Below are 16205 nucleotides of genomic sequence, written 5' to 3'. Positions count from 1 at the left end.
GGCTCAGTGAGCTGCGGCGACCTGCTGGATGGCGTCCTCGCCCGCGACCCAGGCGAGCATCGCGCACTTCACCCGCGCCACGTAGCGCGAGACGCCCGAGAGGGCGACGGCGTCGCCCAGAAGCTCCTCATCGGGCTCGATCGTGCCGCGCGACCGCATCGCCACCCGGAACAGCTCGATGCGCTCGGCCAGTTCCGCCGTGGTGAGCCCGGGTGCGAGGTCGGAGAACAGCGACGCGGAGGCCTGCGAGATCGCGCAGCCGTGACCCTCCCAGCGCACGGCGCGAATGTGCTCGCCGTCGGCGTCGAGGTGGAGCTGCAGCGTGATCTCGTCGCCGCACGTCGGGTTGAGCTGATGCGACTCGGCCGCCGCGTGCTCCTCCAGCCCGCGCCCGTGCGGGCTGCGCGAGAGGTCGAGGATGACCTCCTGGTACAGCGACTCCATGCCCGAGCTCATGCGCTCACCCCGAAGAACGCGGTGGCGGCGACCACGCCCGCCAGGAACGCGTCGACCTCGTCGTCGGTCGTGTAGAGATAGGCGCTCGCCCGGGTGGAGGAGACCCTGCCGAGCCGACGGTGCAGCGGCTGCGCGCAGTGGTGGCCGACGCGCACGGCGATGCCGCGGTCATCCAGAAACTGGCCGACGTCGTGCGAGTGCACGCCCGCCACGTCGAAGGTCGCGAGGCCGACGCGGTGCTCGCCGACGGCGGGCCCGAGCACGGTCACTCCGGGGATCCGGGCGAGTCCCTCGACTAGCCGGGCGCCGAGTCGGGCCTCGTGCTGCGCGATCCGCTCCACGCCGACCGACTGGAGGTAGTCGACCGCCGTCGCCAGCGCGATCGCCTGGGAGACCCGCTGGGTGCCCGCCTCGAAGCGCTGCGGGGCCGGGAGGTACTCGGCCGACTCCATCGTCACGGTCGTGATCATCGAGCCGCCGGTGAGGAAGGGCGGGAGCGCGTTCAACAGCTCGCGTCGACCGTAGAGCACGCCGATTCCCGTGGGCCCGAGCATCTTGTGACCCGAGAAGGCGGCGAAGTCGACACCGAGGGCGGCGAGATCGAGGCTCAGGTGCGGCGCGGACTGGCACGCGTCGAGCACGGTCAGCGCGCCCACCTCGCGGGCCAGCTCGACGAGCTCGCCCACCGGAGTGACGGAGCCGAGCACGTTCGAGACGTGGGTGAAGGCGAGGATGCGCGTGCGCGGGCCGATCAGGCGCGCGGCCTCGTCCATGCGCAGCGCTCCCGCGTCGTCGACGGGAATGAACCGCAGCACGGCGCCCGTGCGCGCGGCGAGCTCCTGCCAGGGGATCAGATTGGCGTGGTGCTCCAGCTCGGTGACGACGATCTCGTCACCCGGAGCCAGCCGGAACCGCTCGGCCGCCGTGCCGCCCCGGCCCGCGGTCGCGTTGCCGATCGCGTACGCGACGAGGTTGATCGCCTCGGTCGCGTTGGAGGTCCAGACGATCTCGTCGGCGCGGGCCCCCACGAAGCGGGCGACCGTGGCACGGGCATCCTCGAATCGCTCGGTCGCGAGCGCCGCGAGCGTGTGGGCGCCCCGGTGCACGGCCGCGTTCTCGGTCTCGTAGTAGTCGCGCTCCACGTCGATCACAGAGCGGGGCTTCTGCGAGGTCGCCCCCGAGTCGAGATAGACGAGCGGATGACCGTTCACCGCCACCCCGAGCAGGGGGAAGTCCGCGCGCACGGCGGCGAGCTCGGCGTTGGTGAACGCGGGCGCGATCGGGGCGGGAGAGATGGCGGTCATAGCGGGGGACCTCGAATTTCGTGACACTTCGATGGTAGTCACGGCGCCGGGGTCGCGCTGGCGACGACGGTCGACGAACGGTCAGCTTCGCGATATATCGTTGGGTATCGTCGAACCCGAACCGGGGGCGACACGGAGGAGGACATCATGGCAAAGCCATTCATGGGCGAAGGGTTCGCGGCGGGCAACTGGGCCGGCGGGGCGGTGTGGGATGCGATGGAGCAGCTGCGCGGCCAGTTCGAGCAGAAGGTGGGAACGCGCGTCGGTCGCGGTGACGTGCGCGCGGCCGTGCTGGCGCTGCTCGCTGAGCGTCCGATGCACGGGTACCAGATCATCCAGGAGATCGAGGAGCGCAGCAACGGAGCCTGGAAGCCGAGCCCCGGATCGGTGTACCCCACGCTGCAGCTGCTCGCCGACGAGGGAATGATCAGCGTCGAGGAGTCCAACGGCCGCAAGACCTACTCGCTCACCGAGGCGGGGCGCGCCGAGGCGGAGGCCTCCGACCGCTCGGCTCCGTGGGAGGCCCCCGGCGCTCGCGACGGCGGCCGCACGGGCGCCCTGCCGAAAGCCGGACTCGCCCTCGCCCAGGCGGCGGCGCAGCTCGGCCGCTCCGGCACGGCGGACCAGGTCAAGGAGGCGGTCGCGGTGCTCGACGAGGCACGCCGTAAGCTCTACCTCATCCTCGCTCAGGACTGACCGAGTGCCCCCAGCACGTCGGCGTCAAGGAGAACAGATGACCGACGCCGGGACGATGCGCGCCCGCTACCGCAGGATTCTGCGGTTCGCCGCCCGATACCTGCTCCAAGCGTGGTGGTACGAGCTCTTCCTGCCGCGAATCGGACTCGCACGGCTCGCCGCGCGCGGTCGCTCGGCGCGGCTCGTCACCATCGCACGGCGGTTCCACGTGCTGGCGGTCGACCTCGGCGGTCTCATGATCAAGGTGGGACAGTTCATGTCGTCGCGCCTGGATGTGCTCCCGCCCGAGATCACCAAGGAACTCGAGGGGCTGCAGGACGAGGTGCCCGCGGTTCCGTTCGCGGCCATCCGGGCGCTCGCGGAGAGCGAGCTGGGGGTCGCGCTCGAGCGCGCCTACTCGTTCATCGACGAGACGCCGCTGGCAGCCGCATCCCTCGGCCAGGTGCACCGCGCGCGGCTGTCTGAGCAGGATGCCGCGCAGTCGGGGCTGCTCGACGTCGTGGTGAAGGTGCAGCGACCCGGCATCGACGTCATCGTCGACGTCGACCTGCGGGCGCTGCGCAAGGTCGCCGACTGGCTCAGCCGGGTGCGCCTCGTCTCCGACCGCGTCGACATGCCCACGCTGGTCGAGGAGTTCGCGCTGACGAGCCTCGAGGAGATCGACTACCTGCACGAGGCGAGCAATGCGGAGCGCTTCGCCCACAACTTCGAGGGCGACGACCGGGTGGCGGTGCCGGAGCTCGTGTGGGAGCGCACGACGCGTCGGGTGCTGACCCTGCAGGACGTGACCGCGATCAAGATCAACGACGTCGACGCCCTGCGCGCCGCCGGCATCGACCCCTCGGAGGTCGCCAACGAGTTCGCGGCCGTCATGTTCGATCAGCTCTTCGTGGGCGGCTACTTCCACGCCGATCCGCACCCCGGCAACATCTTCGTGACGCCGCGCGCGCCCGCGGCGCCGGGCACCGCTGACGCCGGTCGCGCCTGGGCGTTCACCTTCGTCGACTTCGGGATGATGGGCCGCGTGCCCGACAACCTTCGCAAGGGGCTGCAGAAGGTGCTCATCGCCGCGGCCTCCCGCGACGGCAAGGGCATGGTCGAGGGAATCCGCGGAGTCGGGATCCTGCTTCCCTCCGCCGACACCGTCGACCTCGAGCGGGCGATGACGAAGCTCTTCTCGCGCTTCGGCGGCATGGGCTTCGCCGAACTGCAGACGGTGGACCCCGCCGAGTTCCGCGCCTTCGCCATCGAGTTCGGTGACGTCGTGCGCACGCTCCCCTTCCAGCTGCCGGAGAACTTCCTGCTCGTCGTTCGCGCGATGTCCCTGACCTCCGGAATGTGCAGTTCGCTCGATCCCGCCTTCAACATCTGGAACGCCGTCGAACCGTACTCAGATCGACTCCTCCGCACGGAGGGCGGCAACGTCGTGCAGGCCGCCGCCAAGCAGGCGATGTCGTACGCGGGGCTCGTCGCCCGCCTTCCCGGCCGACTGGATTCGCTGGTCACCCAGATCGAGGAGGGCCGACTCTCCGTGCAGTCGCCCCGCATCGAGCGCCGTCTCACCGGCCTGGAACGCACGGGTCGCCGGGTCATCTCGGCCGTGCTGTTCGCCGCGCTGTTCATCGGCGGGATCATCCTGCGCGGTGAGGACGCGGTCTTCGGCACGGTCGTCATGGCGGTCTCGGCGCTGCCGCTGCTGCACGCCCTGCTCGCGGGCATTGTCGCCCGGCGCGGACCGCTCGGGTAGGCGGGTCGGGCGGCTCGGGTAGGCGATTCGGGCGGCTCGGGCGGGCTGCGCGGGCAGTTCGGGCGGGCGACTCGCGTGGGTGGCCCGGGCATGTGTTAGCGCTCACCCGGCCAGTCTGTTAGCGTCTCCCCTTGTGACAGCAGAGCGCAGCCCGCAGAGCAGTGCCCGCTCCCTCGATGCCCCCTTGCTGACCGCCTGGCGCAATGCCGTGGTGGTGCTGTTCGGCCTCGGGGGCATCACGATCTCCGCGTGGGGGCCACGGCTGCCGAGCATCCGCACCGAACTTCACCTCAGCGACGGGATGATCGGCCTCGTGCTCGCGGGCGTGACGGTCGGCTCGATCGCGGGCCTCGCCGCCTCCTCCGCCATCCTCTCCGCGCTGGGTGCGCGGCGGGCGATCGCGGGCGATGTCGCGCTCGTCGGCGTGGGACTCGCGCTCGTCGGTGTCGCCGCCGGCGCCTTCGGGTCGCTGCCGTTCACCGTCGTCGGTTTCGTGCTCGTGGGATTCGGCATCGGCGCGCTCGACGTGATGATCAACGTCGAGGGATCCGGGGTTGAGCGCCGCGCGGGCAAGACCCTCATGCCCCTCATGCACGCGGGCTGGTCGGTCGGCGCGGTGCTCGGATCGGGCATCGGGGCCGCGGCGTCGGCGCTCGGCATCGCGTTCCAGTACCAGTTCGTCGGGGAGGCCGCGGTGATCATCCTCGCCGGTGTCGTCGCCGTGCGCTATCTGCCCGTGGCGGTGCCCGTCGAGGACCCCGCCGGCCGCGCGCCCGTGCGCCAGCGCATGCGCGAGTGGTTCAGGGGCTGGACCGACCTTCGCCTGCTGCTCATCGGCGTGGTCATGCTGGGTGTCGAACTCGGCGAGGGCGGCGCGAACAGCTGGCTGACCCTCGCGGTGCGTGATGACCACCACCAGACCGACACCATCGCCGCTCTCTTCTTCACCGCCTTCGCCGTCGGCGAGTCGACGGCCCGCATTCTGGGCGGCCCGCTCGTCGACCGCGTCGGGCGGGTGCGGGCAGTGCGCGGCACCACGGCGCTCGGGGTGGTGGGGCTCGTGCTGTTCATCCTCGGCGGCCCCGCCTGGGTCGCGCTCGTCGGGGTGGTGCTGTGGTCGGTCGGCGTCTCGATGGGCTTCCCCCTCGGGATGTCCGCCGCAGCCGATAGCGGACCGAACCCTGCCGCGCGGGTCAGCGTCGTCGCCTCGATCGGCTACCTTGCGAACCTGGGCGGCCCGCCCGTCATCGGATTCCTCGCCGAATCCGTCGGACTCCTGAACGCCCTCTGGCTCGTCGCGGCCCTCCTCGCGGTGGGGTTCGCGCTCGCGGGGGCCCTGGCGCACAGGTCGTCGGGGCCGCCACGCATCACGAGCTGACAGAAAGGCCGTGCGGGCACATAGGGAGCGTGACTCGAAGCCGGCCACCACGCTCAGCGTCTAGCTCCACGTTAGGTGCGTTGTCGACGTCCGGCGCGCTTCGCGAAACGGTCGACTGCGTGGAGTACCTCTTCGCTGCGCCAGAGGGTGCCAATCTGGTATTCGTTCTTCGCCGTCAGCACTCCCTTCTCAGTGAGGTCACGCAGAAGCGGGTACGCGTTCTGGGGACGGATGCCGAGCTCGCGGGCGATCAGCCCGGCGTCCACTACCGGAGTTCGAGCCACGACATCCAGAACCCGCCACACGCCGCTGTCCGACCGCGCCCGCACGCGCTCGCGCCATCCGGCGTAGATCGCGTCGATGTCGGTGACCAGTTCTCGTGCGTTGACCACGGCACGCACGCTCGCTTCCGTGAACCTGGCGACGATCGGCTCGCCATCACCGGCGCGGAAGGCGTTCAACGCCTGGTGATAGCCCTCCAGATCGGCGAGCAGACCGGCGGACACTGGGATGGCGACGTTGCGGGTAACCGCGCGGTGCCGCAGCATCGCCTGGGCCAACGCCCGGCCCGTCCGGCCGTTTCCGTCCGTAAACGGGTGGATCGTCTCGAACTGTGCGTGCGTGAGCGCCGTCGATACCAATGCCGGTACATCCACCCGCCCGGCGAACGCGATGAGATCGTCAATCAGGTCCGGGACAAGCTGCCACGGCGGAGCGACGAACTCGGCACCCACCGGTGACTGAGACGAAATACCGATCCAGACCGCCTCCTCACGCCACCGACCAGGTGTGTGCCGAGGCTGATCCGCCATCAAGACAGCATGCATCTGGCGGATTGCGGATGGGCCCAGCTCCCCCGCGAGATCCACCGCAGCCTGGAGCGCTGACGTGTTCGCGGCGATCAACAACGCGTTGCGAGTACCTCGGACGCCGAGCTCTGCCGAGAAGATCGCGCGGGCACTCGCGGTGAGCTGCTCGATCTGCGACGACGCGGCCGCCTCGCTCCGCAACAGCACCGGCGCGAACGCCGCGACGCGATGACCCACCTCAGCATCGAATCGGCTCAACTCTCGAGCCGCCTCCTCCGCAGCCGCGAGCAGCGCCCCCGGCAACGTCACGTCAACGTCGGCGATCAGAGCCGGAATCGACGCGGTGTACGGCTGCGGTCCGCCGAAGTAGGTCGACAAGCCCGGGCCGATGTCACTACCGGGGACGGGCTGCCATCGCAGTACTTCGGAGGTAACGGCGGGCCAAGATCCCATACGACATCACTCCGTTCGTCTGAACTAGAAGCTTAAGTCATAACGAAGGGGGCGGCCAGTATGAGATATCGCGCTAGCTACAAACGAGTCGGATGCGTAGTGCACTCAGCGAGCTCCGTGCGCAAATCGTCATCTAGCGATGAACGAGAAGAATGGCCTCTGAATAGATCAAGCCGGCTGCGGAGACGGTGGGATTTGAACCCACGGAGGAGTTTAAACCCCTCTCCACCTTAGCAGGGTGGTGCACTAGGCCGAACTATGCGACGTCTCCAGTGTTCGCAGGCAATCATATCCGCGCACGGCCCCCGCGCCGAATCGGTCGGGATCCGAGCAGACAGGTCGGGTCACTTGTCCCCTGTTCGGAGGCCATGTACAGTCATGACTGGCGCTACACGCTTCCCTTACCCGAGGGGAACAGCTGAAGGACCCGAACCCTGCGCCCGCAATTGTCAGAGGCTTCTTGCTATGCCCCGTACCTGCAACCCGAGCGCATCTGCGGACCCCGCCGCTCGCCTCCGCACAGGTACGGGCGCACCCTCTCTCCGGTCTGCTTCCGCGCACGCGACGCAGACCACCCACAGCTCTCACGCAGCAGACAGTTCGGGTCGTAGCTGAGTGAGACGGTGGGTCTTCCGCGCACTGGGTACGCGGCGGGAGACCCACCACCCCACTTCTGATCAGAAGTGGTAGGCCACCGAGCAGGTGTACTCCGAGGCGGACTGGCCGAGCACGCCGTCCACGACAGCGACCTTCGACGGTGACGCGGTCGACGTCGAGGTCGGGGTGGGTGTCGCCGTGCCGCTCGCGGTCGGCGTCGGGGTCGCCGTCGGCGTCGTCGAGTGGTTCGAGGTGTCCTTCGTCGACGCCACGCTGTTGCCCTGAGCCGCGAGGGTGAACGGCTTGTCGGCACGGATGAGCGACATGAGCTTCTCGGCCGCATAAGTGAGCGGCTGCACCTTGCCCGCGTAGATGCCGGTGCCGCCGGTGGTGCCCGGGTACTGGGCGAAGATCATGCGGTTGAGGTCGACGTTACGGAGTGATTGCGCGATCGCGAGCATCGCATCCGGGGTCGCCATGCTGGTCGAGAGATCCATGTTGCGGGTCGCCGCCTGGGCGATCTTGAACATCGTGGCCGGGTTGCCGAGGGTGTCGTTGCTCTTGAGCTTGCGCACGAGCGACGACAGGAAGACCTGCTGCGAGCTGATGCGGCCGAGGTCGCTGCCGTCGCCGACGCCGTGACGCGAGCGGAGGAACTTCAGCGCCGTGTAGCCCATGATCGTGTGGGTTCCGGCCTTGAGGTGCAGGCCCACCTCGGTGTCGTTGATGTCACCGACGACGCACACCGGCACGCCGCCGACCGCGTTCGACATCTCGATGACGCCCCGGAAGGTGATGAGCCCGGCGAACTGGATCTTCAGCCCCGTCAGCTGCTCGACGGTGTTGACCACGCACGGCAGGCCCTTGCCCGGGTTGTCGGCGCCACTGCCGCCGTAGGAGAGAGCCGTGTTGATGGGGGCGTACACCCCGCCGCCCGCGGCGCAGGAGGCGATCGGCACGACCATGTCGCGCGGGAAGCTGACCACCGTCGCGTTCGTGTGGTCGCCCGAGACGTGCAGGAGCATGGTCACGTCGTTGAGGTCGCCGCCGCCGTCGGAGCCGCCGATGCCACCCTGCCCGGCGCGGGTGTCGCTGCCGACGATGAGCACGTTGAAGCCGCCCGGGTAGGCGCCGACGGTCGGGGGCACCGCGACCGGCTCGTTCTTGTTGATCGCCACCGAGTTCTTCGCCACCGCGCCCGCGAGCTGCGAGACGGTCACCGCGCTCACGCACAGCGCCGACGCGACGATCACCGCCACCGCACCGCCCAGGATGCGCAGCACCCCACCCCACGGACCGCGCTTCGGCAGGCGCCCGTGTCGGGCGAAACCGGGAACGCCGTGGCGGCGCGAAGAGGTGTCGGGCATCTCGCTCATTTCACGCAGGCGGGGTGTCACTGGCTGTTGGCCTTGGAACACGTGTACTGACCGGCCGTCTGGCCGAGGTAACCATTCAAGACGGTGTTGCTGGGCGAATCCGTTGAAGAGGCTGACGGCGTCGGCGTCGTGCTCGGCTTCGACTTGTCGGGAACGGAGCCGATGCTGGTCGCCGTGGTGCCGAGGGTGAAGGGCTTGTCGGCCTTGATGAGCGCGAAGAGGGCATCCGCCTTCGCCGTCTCGGGCTGCACCTTGCCGGCGAAGATGCCAGTGCCGCCAAGGGTTCCGGGGTACTGCAGGAAGGTCACCTTGTCGAGCTGGATGTTCTTGAGCGCCTGCGCGATGGCGATCTGCGTGTCGAGCGGCTTGAGGCTCGTCGACAACTGCATGTTGCGGGTGGCGGCGGAGGCGATCTTGTACAGGGTGCCGAGATTACTGAGAGTTCCCGAACTTTTCAGGGTGCGGACGAGCGAGGAGAGATACACCTGCTGCGAACTGATGCGCCCGAGGTCGCTGCCGTCGCCGACACCGTGCCGCGAACGGAGGAACTTGAGGGCCGTGTAGCCCTTCAACACGTGCGTGCCCGAGGTCAGGTGCAGCCCCACCTCGGAGTCGTTGAGGTTGCCCTTCACACAGACCGGCACCCCACCGACCGCGTTCGACATCTCGATCACGCCGCGGAAGGTGATCATGCCGGCGAACTGGATCTTCAGCCCGGTCAGATCCTCGACCGTCGAGACGACGCACGGCAGTCCACCGTAGGAGAGCGTGTTATTGATCGGCAGGCCCGTCGCCGGTCCGCCGAGCGGGCAGGCGGGCATCGGCACGACCATGTCGCGGGGGATGCTGACGGCCGTCGCCGAGGTGTGGTCGCCCGAGACGTGCAGCAGCATCGTGACGTCGTTGAGGGCGCCGCCGGATCCCGCACCCGCGCCGATCCCGCCCTGGCCGGCCCGGGTGTCGCTGCCCACGATGAGGATGTTGAACCCGCCCGGGTAGGCGCCGATCGACGGCGGCGGAGCCACCGCCTCACCGGGGTGGATGTTGATCGTCTTCTCGCTGCTCACCAGCTGATTCGCGGTGATCGCCACGACGCAGAGGGCCGAGACCAGGATGACCGCGATGGCGGCCGCGAGAAACCTCAGGATCGCCGCCGCGGGCCCGCTCGTGCGCAGGCGGCCGTGCCGCGCGAACCCCGCGATGCCGTTCGGGCCGGGGCGGGACGACGGATCGGTCATCTCCCCTCCCTTCCCCTCGATTCCGCGTTCGCCGGTGCCAGTAGTGCGGAGGGCGTGGGATTCGAACCCACGAGACATTTCTGCCCACCAGTTTTCAAGACTGGCTCCATCGGCCGCTCGGACAGCCCTCCCGGATGCCAGCCCCGATTGTAACCCACGACCTCAGGTCGAGCCTGAACCACCGCGCGGGGGGCGGCGCGGGTTACACCGGGCGGAGCAGTCAGCGGCGGCGCGCGTCACACCGGGCGGAGCAGTCCGGGGCGGCGCGCGTCAGGCGCGGCCGGTCATCCGATCGCTTCGAAGACCCGGGCGACGCCGTCGTCGAGTGCGCTCGCCGTGACCTCGTTGGCGGCGGCCTTCACCTCGTCGGGCGCCTGGCCCATCGCGATACCGCGGCCGTGGGTCGCGGCCCACTCGAGCATGTCGATGTCGTTGCGGCCGTCGCCGATCGCGATGACGCGCTTGCGCGGGATCCGCATGATGCGCCGCACGCGGTCGAGCGCCGTCGACTTGTTGACCCCGTCCGGCGCGATGTCGAGCCAGGCCGTCCAGCCCACGTTGTAGCTCACTTTGTGCAGTCCCATGCGGCCGACCACGCTGAGGAAGTCTTCGATCGCGTGCTCCGGCGAGATCACGACGACGCGCGTCGAGGTCGAGCCGAGCAGTTCCATGAAGTCGACCTTGAGGCTGTCCGCCCCCAGTGCGCCCTCGGGAAAGAAGCCCGTGTAGCGGTAAACGCCGTGCTGGTCTTCGACGGCGTAGTTGGCGTCGGGCAGATTCGCGCGGATCGTCGACAGCACCTCCGTGGGGTCGAAGGTCTCCACCCGGTCGCGCGAGTACCCGAGCTCGGCACGAGGGTCGCGCTTGAGCGTGATCGCGCCGTTCGAGCACACGAGGTAGCGGGGCCGGATGCCCAGCCTCTCGACCACCGGCAGCGTCATGGCCTCCGACCGCCCGGTGGCGAGCATGATCTCGTGACCCAGCCCGGCCAGTCGCGTGACCTCCCGGGCCGTGTCGTCGCCCAGGGAGCCGTCCTCGCGCAGCACCGTCCCGTCGATATCGAGGGCGATGAGCAGTCGGTGCGGGTGGGCGGTCACTTCGCGGGCTCGAGTACCTCGAGGCCGCCCAGGTACGGGCGCAGGGCGAGCGGCACGTGCACCGAGCCATCCGCCCGCTGGTGGGTCTCGAGGATCGCGACCAGCCAACGCGTCGTCGCGAGGGTGCCGTTGAGGGTGGCGACGGGGGTGGTCTTGCCCGATTCGGTGCGATAGCGGATATCCAGCCGCCGGGCCTGGTACGTCGTGCAGTTGCTCGTGGAGGTGAGCTCGCGATATGTGCCCTGCGTCGGCACCCAGGCCTCGATGTCGTACTTGCGAGCGGCACTCGATCCGAGGTCGCCTGCCGCGACATCGATCACGCGGTAGGCGAGCTCGCAGGCCTGAAGCATCGACTCCTGGTACGCGACGAGTCGCGCGTGCTCGGCCTCCGCATCGTCGGGCAGCACGTAGCTGAACATCTCGAGCTTGTTGAACTGGTGCACGCGCAGGATGCCGCGGTTGTCTTTGCCCGCGGAGCCCGCCTCGCGGCGGTAGCAGGTCGACCAGCCCGCGTAGCGCAGCGGGCCGCCCTCCAGGTCGAGGATCTCGTCGCTGTGGAATCCGGCGAGCGCGACCTCGCTCGTGCCCGTGAGGTAGAGGTCGTCGGCGGGCAGGTAGTAGATCTCGTCCGAGTGCTCGCCGAGGAATCCGGTGCCCGCCATGATCTCCGGGCGCACGAGCGTGGGCGTGATGAGCGGCGTGAAGCCCTCGCTGAGCGCTTTGTCGAGCGCCAGGTTCATGAGGGCGAGTTCGAGCCGGGCGCCGATGCCCTTGAGGAAGTAGAAGCGGCTGCCGCTCACCTTCGTTCCGCGGGTGATGTCGATGGCCTGCAGCAGCTCGCCGAGCTCGACGTGGTCGCGCGGTTCGAAGTCGAAGCTCGCCTTCTCGCCGACCTCGCGCAGCGTGATGAAGTTGTCTTCGCCGCCCGCGGGGACGCCCTCGATGACCGGATTCTGCAGGGCTCCGGCGAGCCGGGTGAACTCGGTCTCGGCATCCGCCGCCGCCTGCTGGGCCGCCTTCACGCGGGCCGCGAGCTCCTGGGCCTGGGCGACGAGCGCCTGCTTCTGGTCTTTGGGAGCCTGCGCCACCGTCTTGCCGAAAGCGTTCTGCTCGGCGCGAAGGGTCTCGAATTCGCCGATCGCGGTGCGCCGCGCGGTGTCGGCGGCGACGGCCTCGTCGACCAGCTCGACCGACGACCCTCGAGCCGCCTGCGACCGCCGTACGACATCCGGATTCTCGCGCAACAGCTGGGGATCGATCACCCGCCAAGTCTACCGACGGCCGTGGAGGGCATCAGTGCTCATGCCGTACGGTGGGGACCATGCCGACCCCCTCTTCCCCGCCGGAGAGGGTCGCCGCGATCATCGTCAACCCGGTGAAGGTCGACCGCAAGGCTCTGCACGCCGCGGTCCGCCGCGCCGAGCGAGCGGCCGGCTGGTCGTCGAGCATCTGGTTCGAGACTTCGGTCGAGGATCCGGGCAGCGGCGCGGCTCGCACCGCGCTCGACCGCGGCGTCGACGTCGTGGTCGTCGCCGGCGGTGACGGCACCCTCCGGGCCGTGGCGCAGGAACTCCGCGGCTCCGCCGTGCCCCTCGCGCTCGTACCCGCGGGAACGGGCAACCTGCTCGCCCGCAACCTGGGCCTCCCCCTCGACAACCTCGCCCTCGCGCTGCGCACGGCCTTCGCGGGCAGCGACCGGCTCATCGACGTCGGCGTGGTCGAGGCCGAGCGCGTCGACGGCACGCGCGACACCCACGCCTTCCTCGTGATGGCCGGGCTGGGCCTCGACGCCCAGATGGCCGCGAACACCAACGAGCTGCTCAAGGCGCGGGTGGGGTGGCTGGCCTACGTCGACCCGATCATGCGCGCCCTGCGCGACAACAACAGCGTGCGCGTGCGGTACCAGGTGGATGGCCGTGCCACCCGCACCGCGACGGTGAACACCGTGCTCATCGGCAACTGCGGCACCCTGACCGCCGGCATCACCCTGCTGCCGGATGCGGCGATCGACGACGGCGTGCTCGACATCGTCGCCTTCCGGCCCAAGGGGCTGTTCGGCTGGGCGCAGATCTGGGTCAAGATCTTCTGGGAAAACGGGGTGCTGCGCCACAGCACGGTGGGCCGCAAGATCATCAGCATGTCGCGCGAGGTGCGCGCGCTGCGCTACCTCAAGGGCACCGAGGTCGTGATGCGGCTGGAGCACCCGGAGGAATTCGAGCTCGACGGGGACGCCTTCGGCGAGGCGATCGCGCTCAAGGCGCACGTCGAGCACCTCGCCCTGCGCGTGCGGGTGCCGCGGGGCTGAGCCGCGCGGCTGGGTCGCGAGGCTGAGCCGCGCACGCTGCCGGCGCGCGACCGACCGCCCGCGCCTACTCCGGCTCGCCCGAGAGGATCCCGCGCAGCCAGTCGCGCGCGTCGATGAACGCGTCGTTGTCGTAGCGCTCGGTCACGGTGATCGCCCGGCGGTCGGCCCGCGGGTACGAGCCGAGGAAGATGACGTTGGGGCTGAAGCGTTTGAGCCCGAGCAGGGCATCCGCCACCCGCTCGTCGCGCACGTGGCCGTCGAGGTCGATGACGAAGCGGTAGCGGCCGAGCTCGTCGCCGATGGGGCGGGAGGCGAGCAGGCTCATGTTCACGCCGCGGGTGGCGAACTGTTCGAGCATCTCGAGCAGGCGACCGGCGGTGTCGTCGGGCAGCTCCGCGATGATGCTCGTCTTGTCTGAACCGGTCGGCGCCGGCAGCTCGGCGACGCGGCTCACGAGCACGAAGCGCGTCTGCGCATTGGGGTTGTCGCCGATGTTCTCGGCGAGCACGACCACGTCGTGGTGCTGGGTGATCGTGGGGGGCGCGATCGCGGCATCCGCCAGGTCTGAGGTGAAGAGACCGGCGGCGGCGGCCACGTTCGAGGTGGCGGGCAGATGCTCGTGGTCGGGCAGCGTCGCGTCCATCCAGAGGTGCGTCTGGGCGTAGGCGACCGGATGCGCGCTCACCACCCGCACGTCGGCGAGCGCGGTGCCCGGCCGGGCCACGAGCACGAAGTTCACGTTCACGAGGTACTCGCCCACGATGCGCAGACCGGGGATCGTCGCGAGAGCATCCTGGCTCGCGCTCACGCCGCCCTCGACGGTGTTCTCGATCGCGATCATGGCGGCCACACTGCGCCCCTCGATCACGTCGTCGAGCGCCTGACCGACATTCGTGACGGGCCGCCAGGTCTTGCCGACCGCCTGCGGCACCTGCGCGAGCGCCGCCTCGGTGAAGGTGCCCGCCGGGCCCAGGTAGGAGTAGCTCTCGGGGGCGGCGGCGGGTGACTCTGGCATGGCTGCGAGCCTACCGGCCCGGCCCGCTCCCGCTGAAGATCGCTGAGGCGCGGCACCCACCCCTGGTGCCAGACTGTGAGCATGAACGACCGCGCCGGAACCCCCGCCCACGAATCCGATCTGATCGACGTGCACGAGCTCGTCGCCGCGTACTACAAGCTGGTGCCGGACGTGAGCAAACCGGAGCAGAAGGTGGTGTTCGGCACGAGCGGGCACCGGGGGTCATCCCTCGACGCCGCCTTCAATGAGACCCACATCGCGGCCATCACGCAGGCGATCGTGGAGTACCGCACGGGGCAGGGCATCACGGGCCCGCTGTTCGTGGGGCGCGACACCCACGGGCTCAGCCGGCCCGCGGAGACGACCGCGCTCGAGGTGCTCACCGCCAACGGGGTGCGCGTGCTCGTCGACGAGTACGACGACTACGTGCCGACCCCCGCCCTCAGTCACGCGATCATCGCCTACAACCGCGCCGGCCACGACGACCAGGCCGACGGCATCGTGATCACGCCGAGCCACAACCCGCCCCGCGACGGGGGCTTCAAGTACAACCCGCCGCACGGCGGGCCCGCCGACAGCGACGCCACCGGGTGGATCGCGAACCGCGCGAACGAGATCATCGCGGCCGGCAGCCACGACGTGAAGCGCGCCGAGCCCACCGAGGTCGAGACCTACGACTTCCGCGGGCACTACGTGGATGACCTCGAGAACATCATCGACGTCGAGGCGATCCGCCGCGCGGGCGTCCGCATCGGAGCCGACCCGCTGGGCGGTGCGAGCGTGCACTACTGGCAGCTCATCGGCGAGAAGTACGGACTCGACCTGACGGTCGTGAACCCGCTCGTCGACCCGCAGTGGGGCTTCATGACGCTGGACTGGGACGGCAAGATCCGGATGGACCCGTCGAGCCCCTCGGCCATGGCCTCCGTACTCACCCACCGGGACGACTTCGACGTGCTCACCGGCAACGACGCCGACGCCGACCGGCACGGCATCGTCACGCCCGACGGCGGGCTGATGAACCCCAACCACTACCTCGCCGTCGCGATCCAGTACCTCTACACGCATCGGCCGCAGTGGCGCGACGACGCGGCGATCGGCAAGACGCTGGTCTCCAGCACCATGATCGACCGGGTCGCCGAGTCCCTCGGCCGCCGCCTCTGGGAGGTGCCGGTCGGCTTCAAGTGGTTCGTGCCCGGTCTGATCGACGGATCCGTCGCCTTCGGCGGCGAGGAGAGCGCGGGAGCGAGCTTCCTCCGCAAGGACGGCACCGCCTGGACCACCGACAAGGACGGGATCCTGCTCGCCCTCCTCGCGAGCGAGATCATCGCGGTCACCGGCAAGACGCCCTCGCAGCTGTACAGCGAGCTCACTGCGCAGTTCGGCGACCCCGTGTACGAGCGCGTGGACGCGCCCGCCAGCAAGGAGCAGAAGGCGCGACTGGGGAAGCTGAACGGGAGTGCGATCACCGCCGAGACGCTAGCCGGTCATCCGATCACTGCGAAGCTGAGCGAGGCCCCGGGCAACGGTGCGGCGGTCGGCGGCGTCAAGGTCGTGACCGACGTCGCGTGGTTCGCGGCGCGCCCCAGCGGAACCGAAGACGTCTACAAGATCTATGCCGAGTCGTTCGAGGGCCCCGAGCACCTGACGCTCGTGCAGGCGGAGGCCAAGGCGATCGTCGACGCCGCGCTGGGCGGCTGAGTGGGGGCGGATGACCGGCGCACGGTCATCCGC

Annotated in this window: 13 protein-coding genes and 2 tRNA genes; 5 read left to right on the top strand and 10 right to left on the bottom strand. The window is 69.6% G+C overall.

Translation table 11 applies throughout. The features are described from left to right. Positions 1–3: 3 nt before the first annotated feature. Positions 4–456 (bottom strand): Fe-S cluster assembly sulfur transfer protein SufU, encoded by a 453-nt coding sequence (sufU, locus tag G3T37_RS14440; protein ID WP_163474596.1) that lies wholly within the window; start codon positions 454–456, stop codon positions 4–6. After that, entirely contained in the window at positions 453–1760 is a 1308-nt protein-coding gene (locus G3T37_RS14435) for an aminotransferase class V-fold PLP-dependent enzyme (protein ID WP_163474595.1), read from the bottom strand. The genes sufU and G3T37_RS14435 overlap by 4 nt, the downstream gene beginning before the upstream one ends. Before the next feature lie 147 nt (positions 1761–1907). Between G3T37_RS14435 and G3T37_RS14430 the strand changes: the two genes are divergently transcribed. From G3T37_RS14430 to G3T37_RS15370, 3 genes are all read left to right on the top strand, one after another. Beyond that, positions 1908–2456, top strand: a complete 549-nt coding sequence (locus G3T37_RS14430) for a PadR family transcriptional regulator (protein WP_241732473.1) — start codon at positions 1908–1910, stop codon at positions 2454–2456. Between the two features lie 37 nt (positions 2457–2493). Then, positions 2494–4203, top strand: coding sequence for an ABC1 kinase family protein (locus G3T37_RS14425; protein WP_163474594.1), 1710 nt, complete (start codon positions 2494–2496; stop codon positions 4201–4203). 133 nt (positions 4204–4336) lie between these two features. Further along, entirely contained in the window at positions 4337–5581 is a 1245-nt protein-coding gene (locus G3T37_RS15370) for an MFS transporter (protein ID WP_163474593.1), read from the top strand. Positions 5582–5652: 71 nt separating this feature from the next. On the opposite strand, the gene G3T37_RS14415 is transcribed toward G3T37_RS15370, so the two are convergent. The 7 genes from G3T37_RS14415 to serS all read right to left on the bottom strand — a co-directional run bounded on the left by G3T37_RS14415 (position 5653) and on the right by serS (position 12413). Next, complete coding sequence (locus tag G3T37_RS14415) at positions 5653–6768, bottom strand: Fic family protein (protein ID WP_241732472.1); 1116 nt, start codon at positions 6766–6768, stop codon at positions 5653–5655. A 255-nt stretch (positions 6769–7023) separates the two neighbouring features. Then, positions 7024–7114, bottom strand: a tRNA-Ser gene (locus tag G3T37_RS14410). 406 nt (positions 7115–7520) lie between these two features. Continuing rightward, entirely contained in the window at positions 7521–8816 is a 1296-nt protein-coding gene (locus tag G3T37_RS14405) for an LCP family protein (protein ID WP_163474591.1), read from the bottom strand. A 17-nt stretch (positions 8817–8833) separates the two neighbouring features. Continuing rightward, a complete protein-coding gene (locus G3T37_RS14400) occupies positions 8834–10054 on the bottom strand; it encodes an LCP family protein (protein WP_163474590.1) in 1221 nt (406 codons plus the stop codon). 46 nt (positions 10055–10100) lie between these two features. Further along, positions 10101–10185, bottom strand: a tRNA-Ser gene (locus G3T37_RS14395). A 153-nt stretch (positions 10186–10338) separates the two neighbouring features. Next, positions 10339–11151: an HAD hydrolase family protein gene (locus tag G3T37_RS14390; RefSeq protein WP_163474589.1), complete on the bottom strand. Its 813-nt coding sequence runs from the start codon at positions 11149–11151 to the stop codon at positions 10339–10341. Next, positions 11148–12413 carry a serine--tRNA ligase gene (serS, locus tag G3T37_RS14385; RefSeq protein ID WP_163474588.1) on the bottom strand — a complete coding sequence of 422 codons (1266 nt, stop codon included), beginning with the start codon at positions 12411–12413 and terminating at the stop codon, positions 11148–11150. The genes G3T37_RS14390 and serS overlap by 4 nt, the downstream gene beginning before the upstream one ends. Positions 12414–12472: 59 nt before the next feature. On the opposite strand from serS, the gene G3T37_RS14380 reads away from it, so the two are divergent. Beyond that, the gene (locus G3T37_RS14380; protein WP_163474587.1) at positions 12473–13456 is read left to right on the top strand and encodes a diacylglycerol/lipid kinase family protein; all 984 of its coding nucleotides are present in this window, start codon (positions 12473–12475) and stop codon (positions 13454–13456) included. 64 nt (positions 13457–13520) lie between these two features. Here the strand turns inward: G3T37_RS14380 and pheA are convergent, their stop codons facing one another. Next, a complete protein-coding gene (gene pheA / locus G3T37_RS14375) occupies positions 13521–14471 on the bottom strand; it encodes a prephenate dehydratase (protein ID WP_163474586.1) in 951 nt (316 codons plus the stop codon). A gap of 81 nt (positions 14472–14552) precedes the next feature. Here pheA and pgm point away from each other — a divergent pair, with 81 nt between their 5' ends. Further along, a complete protein-coding gene (gene pgm / locus G3T37_RS14370) occupies positions 14553–16172 on the top strand; it encodes a phosphoglucomutase (alpha-D-glucose-1,6-bisphosphate-dependent) (protein ID WP_163474585.1) in 1620 nt (539 codons plus the stop codon). Positions 16173–16205: the final 33 nt, after the last annotated feature.

Source organism: Galbitalea soli, assembly GCF_010686725.1.
Classification (GTDB): Bacteria; Actinomycetota; Actinomycetes; order Actinomycetales; family Microbacteriaceae; genus Galbitalea; species Galbitalea soli.
This window is presented reverse-complemented; position numbering and strand designations above follow the sequence as displayed.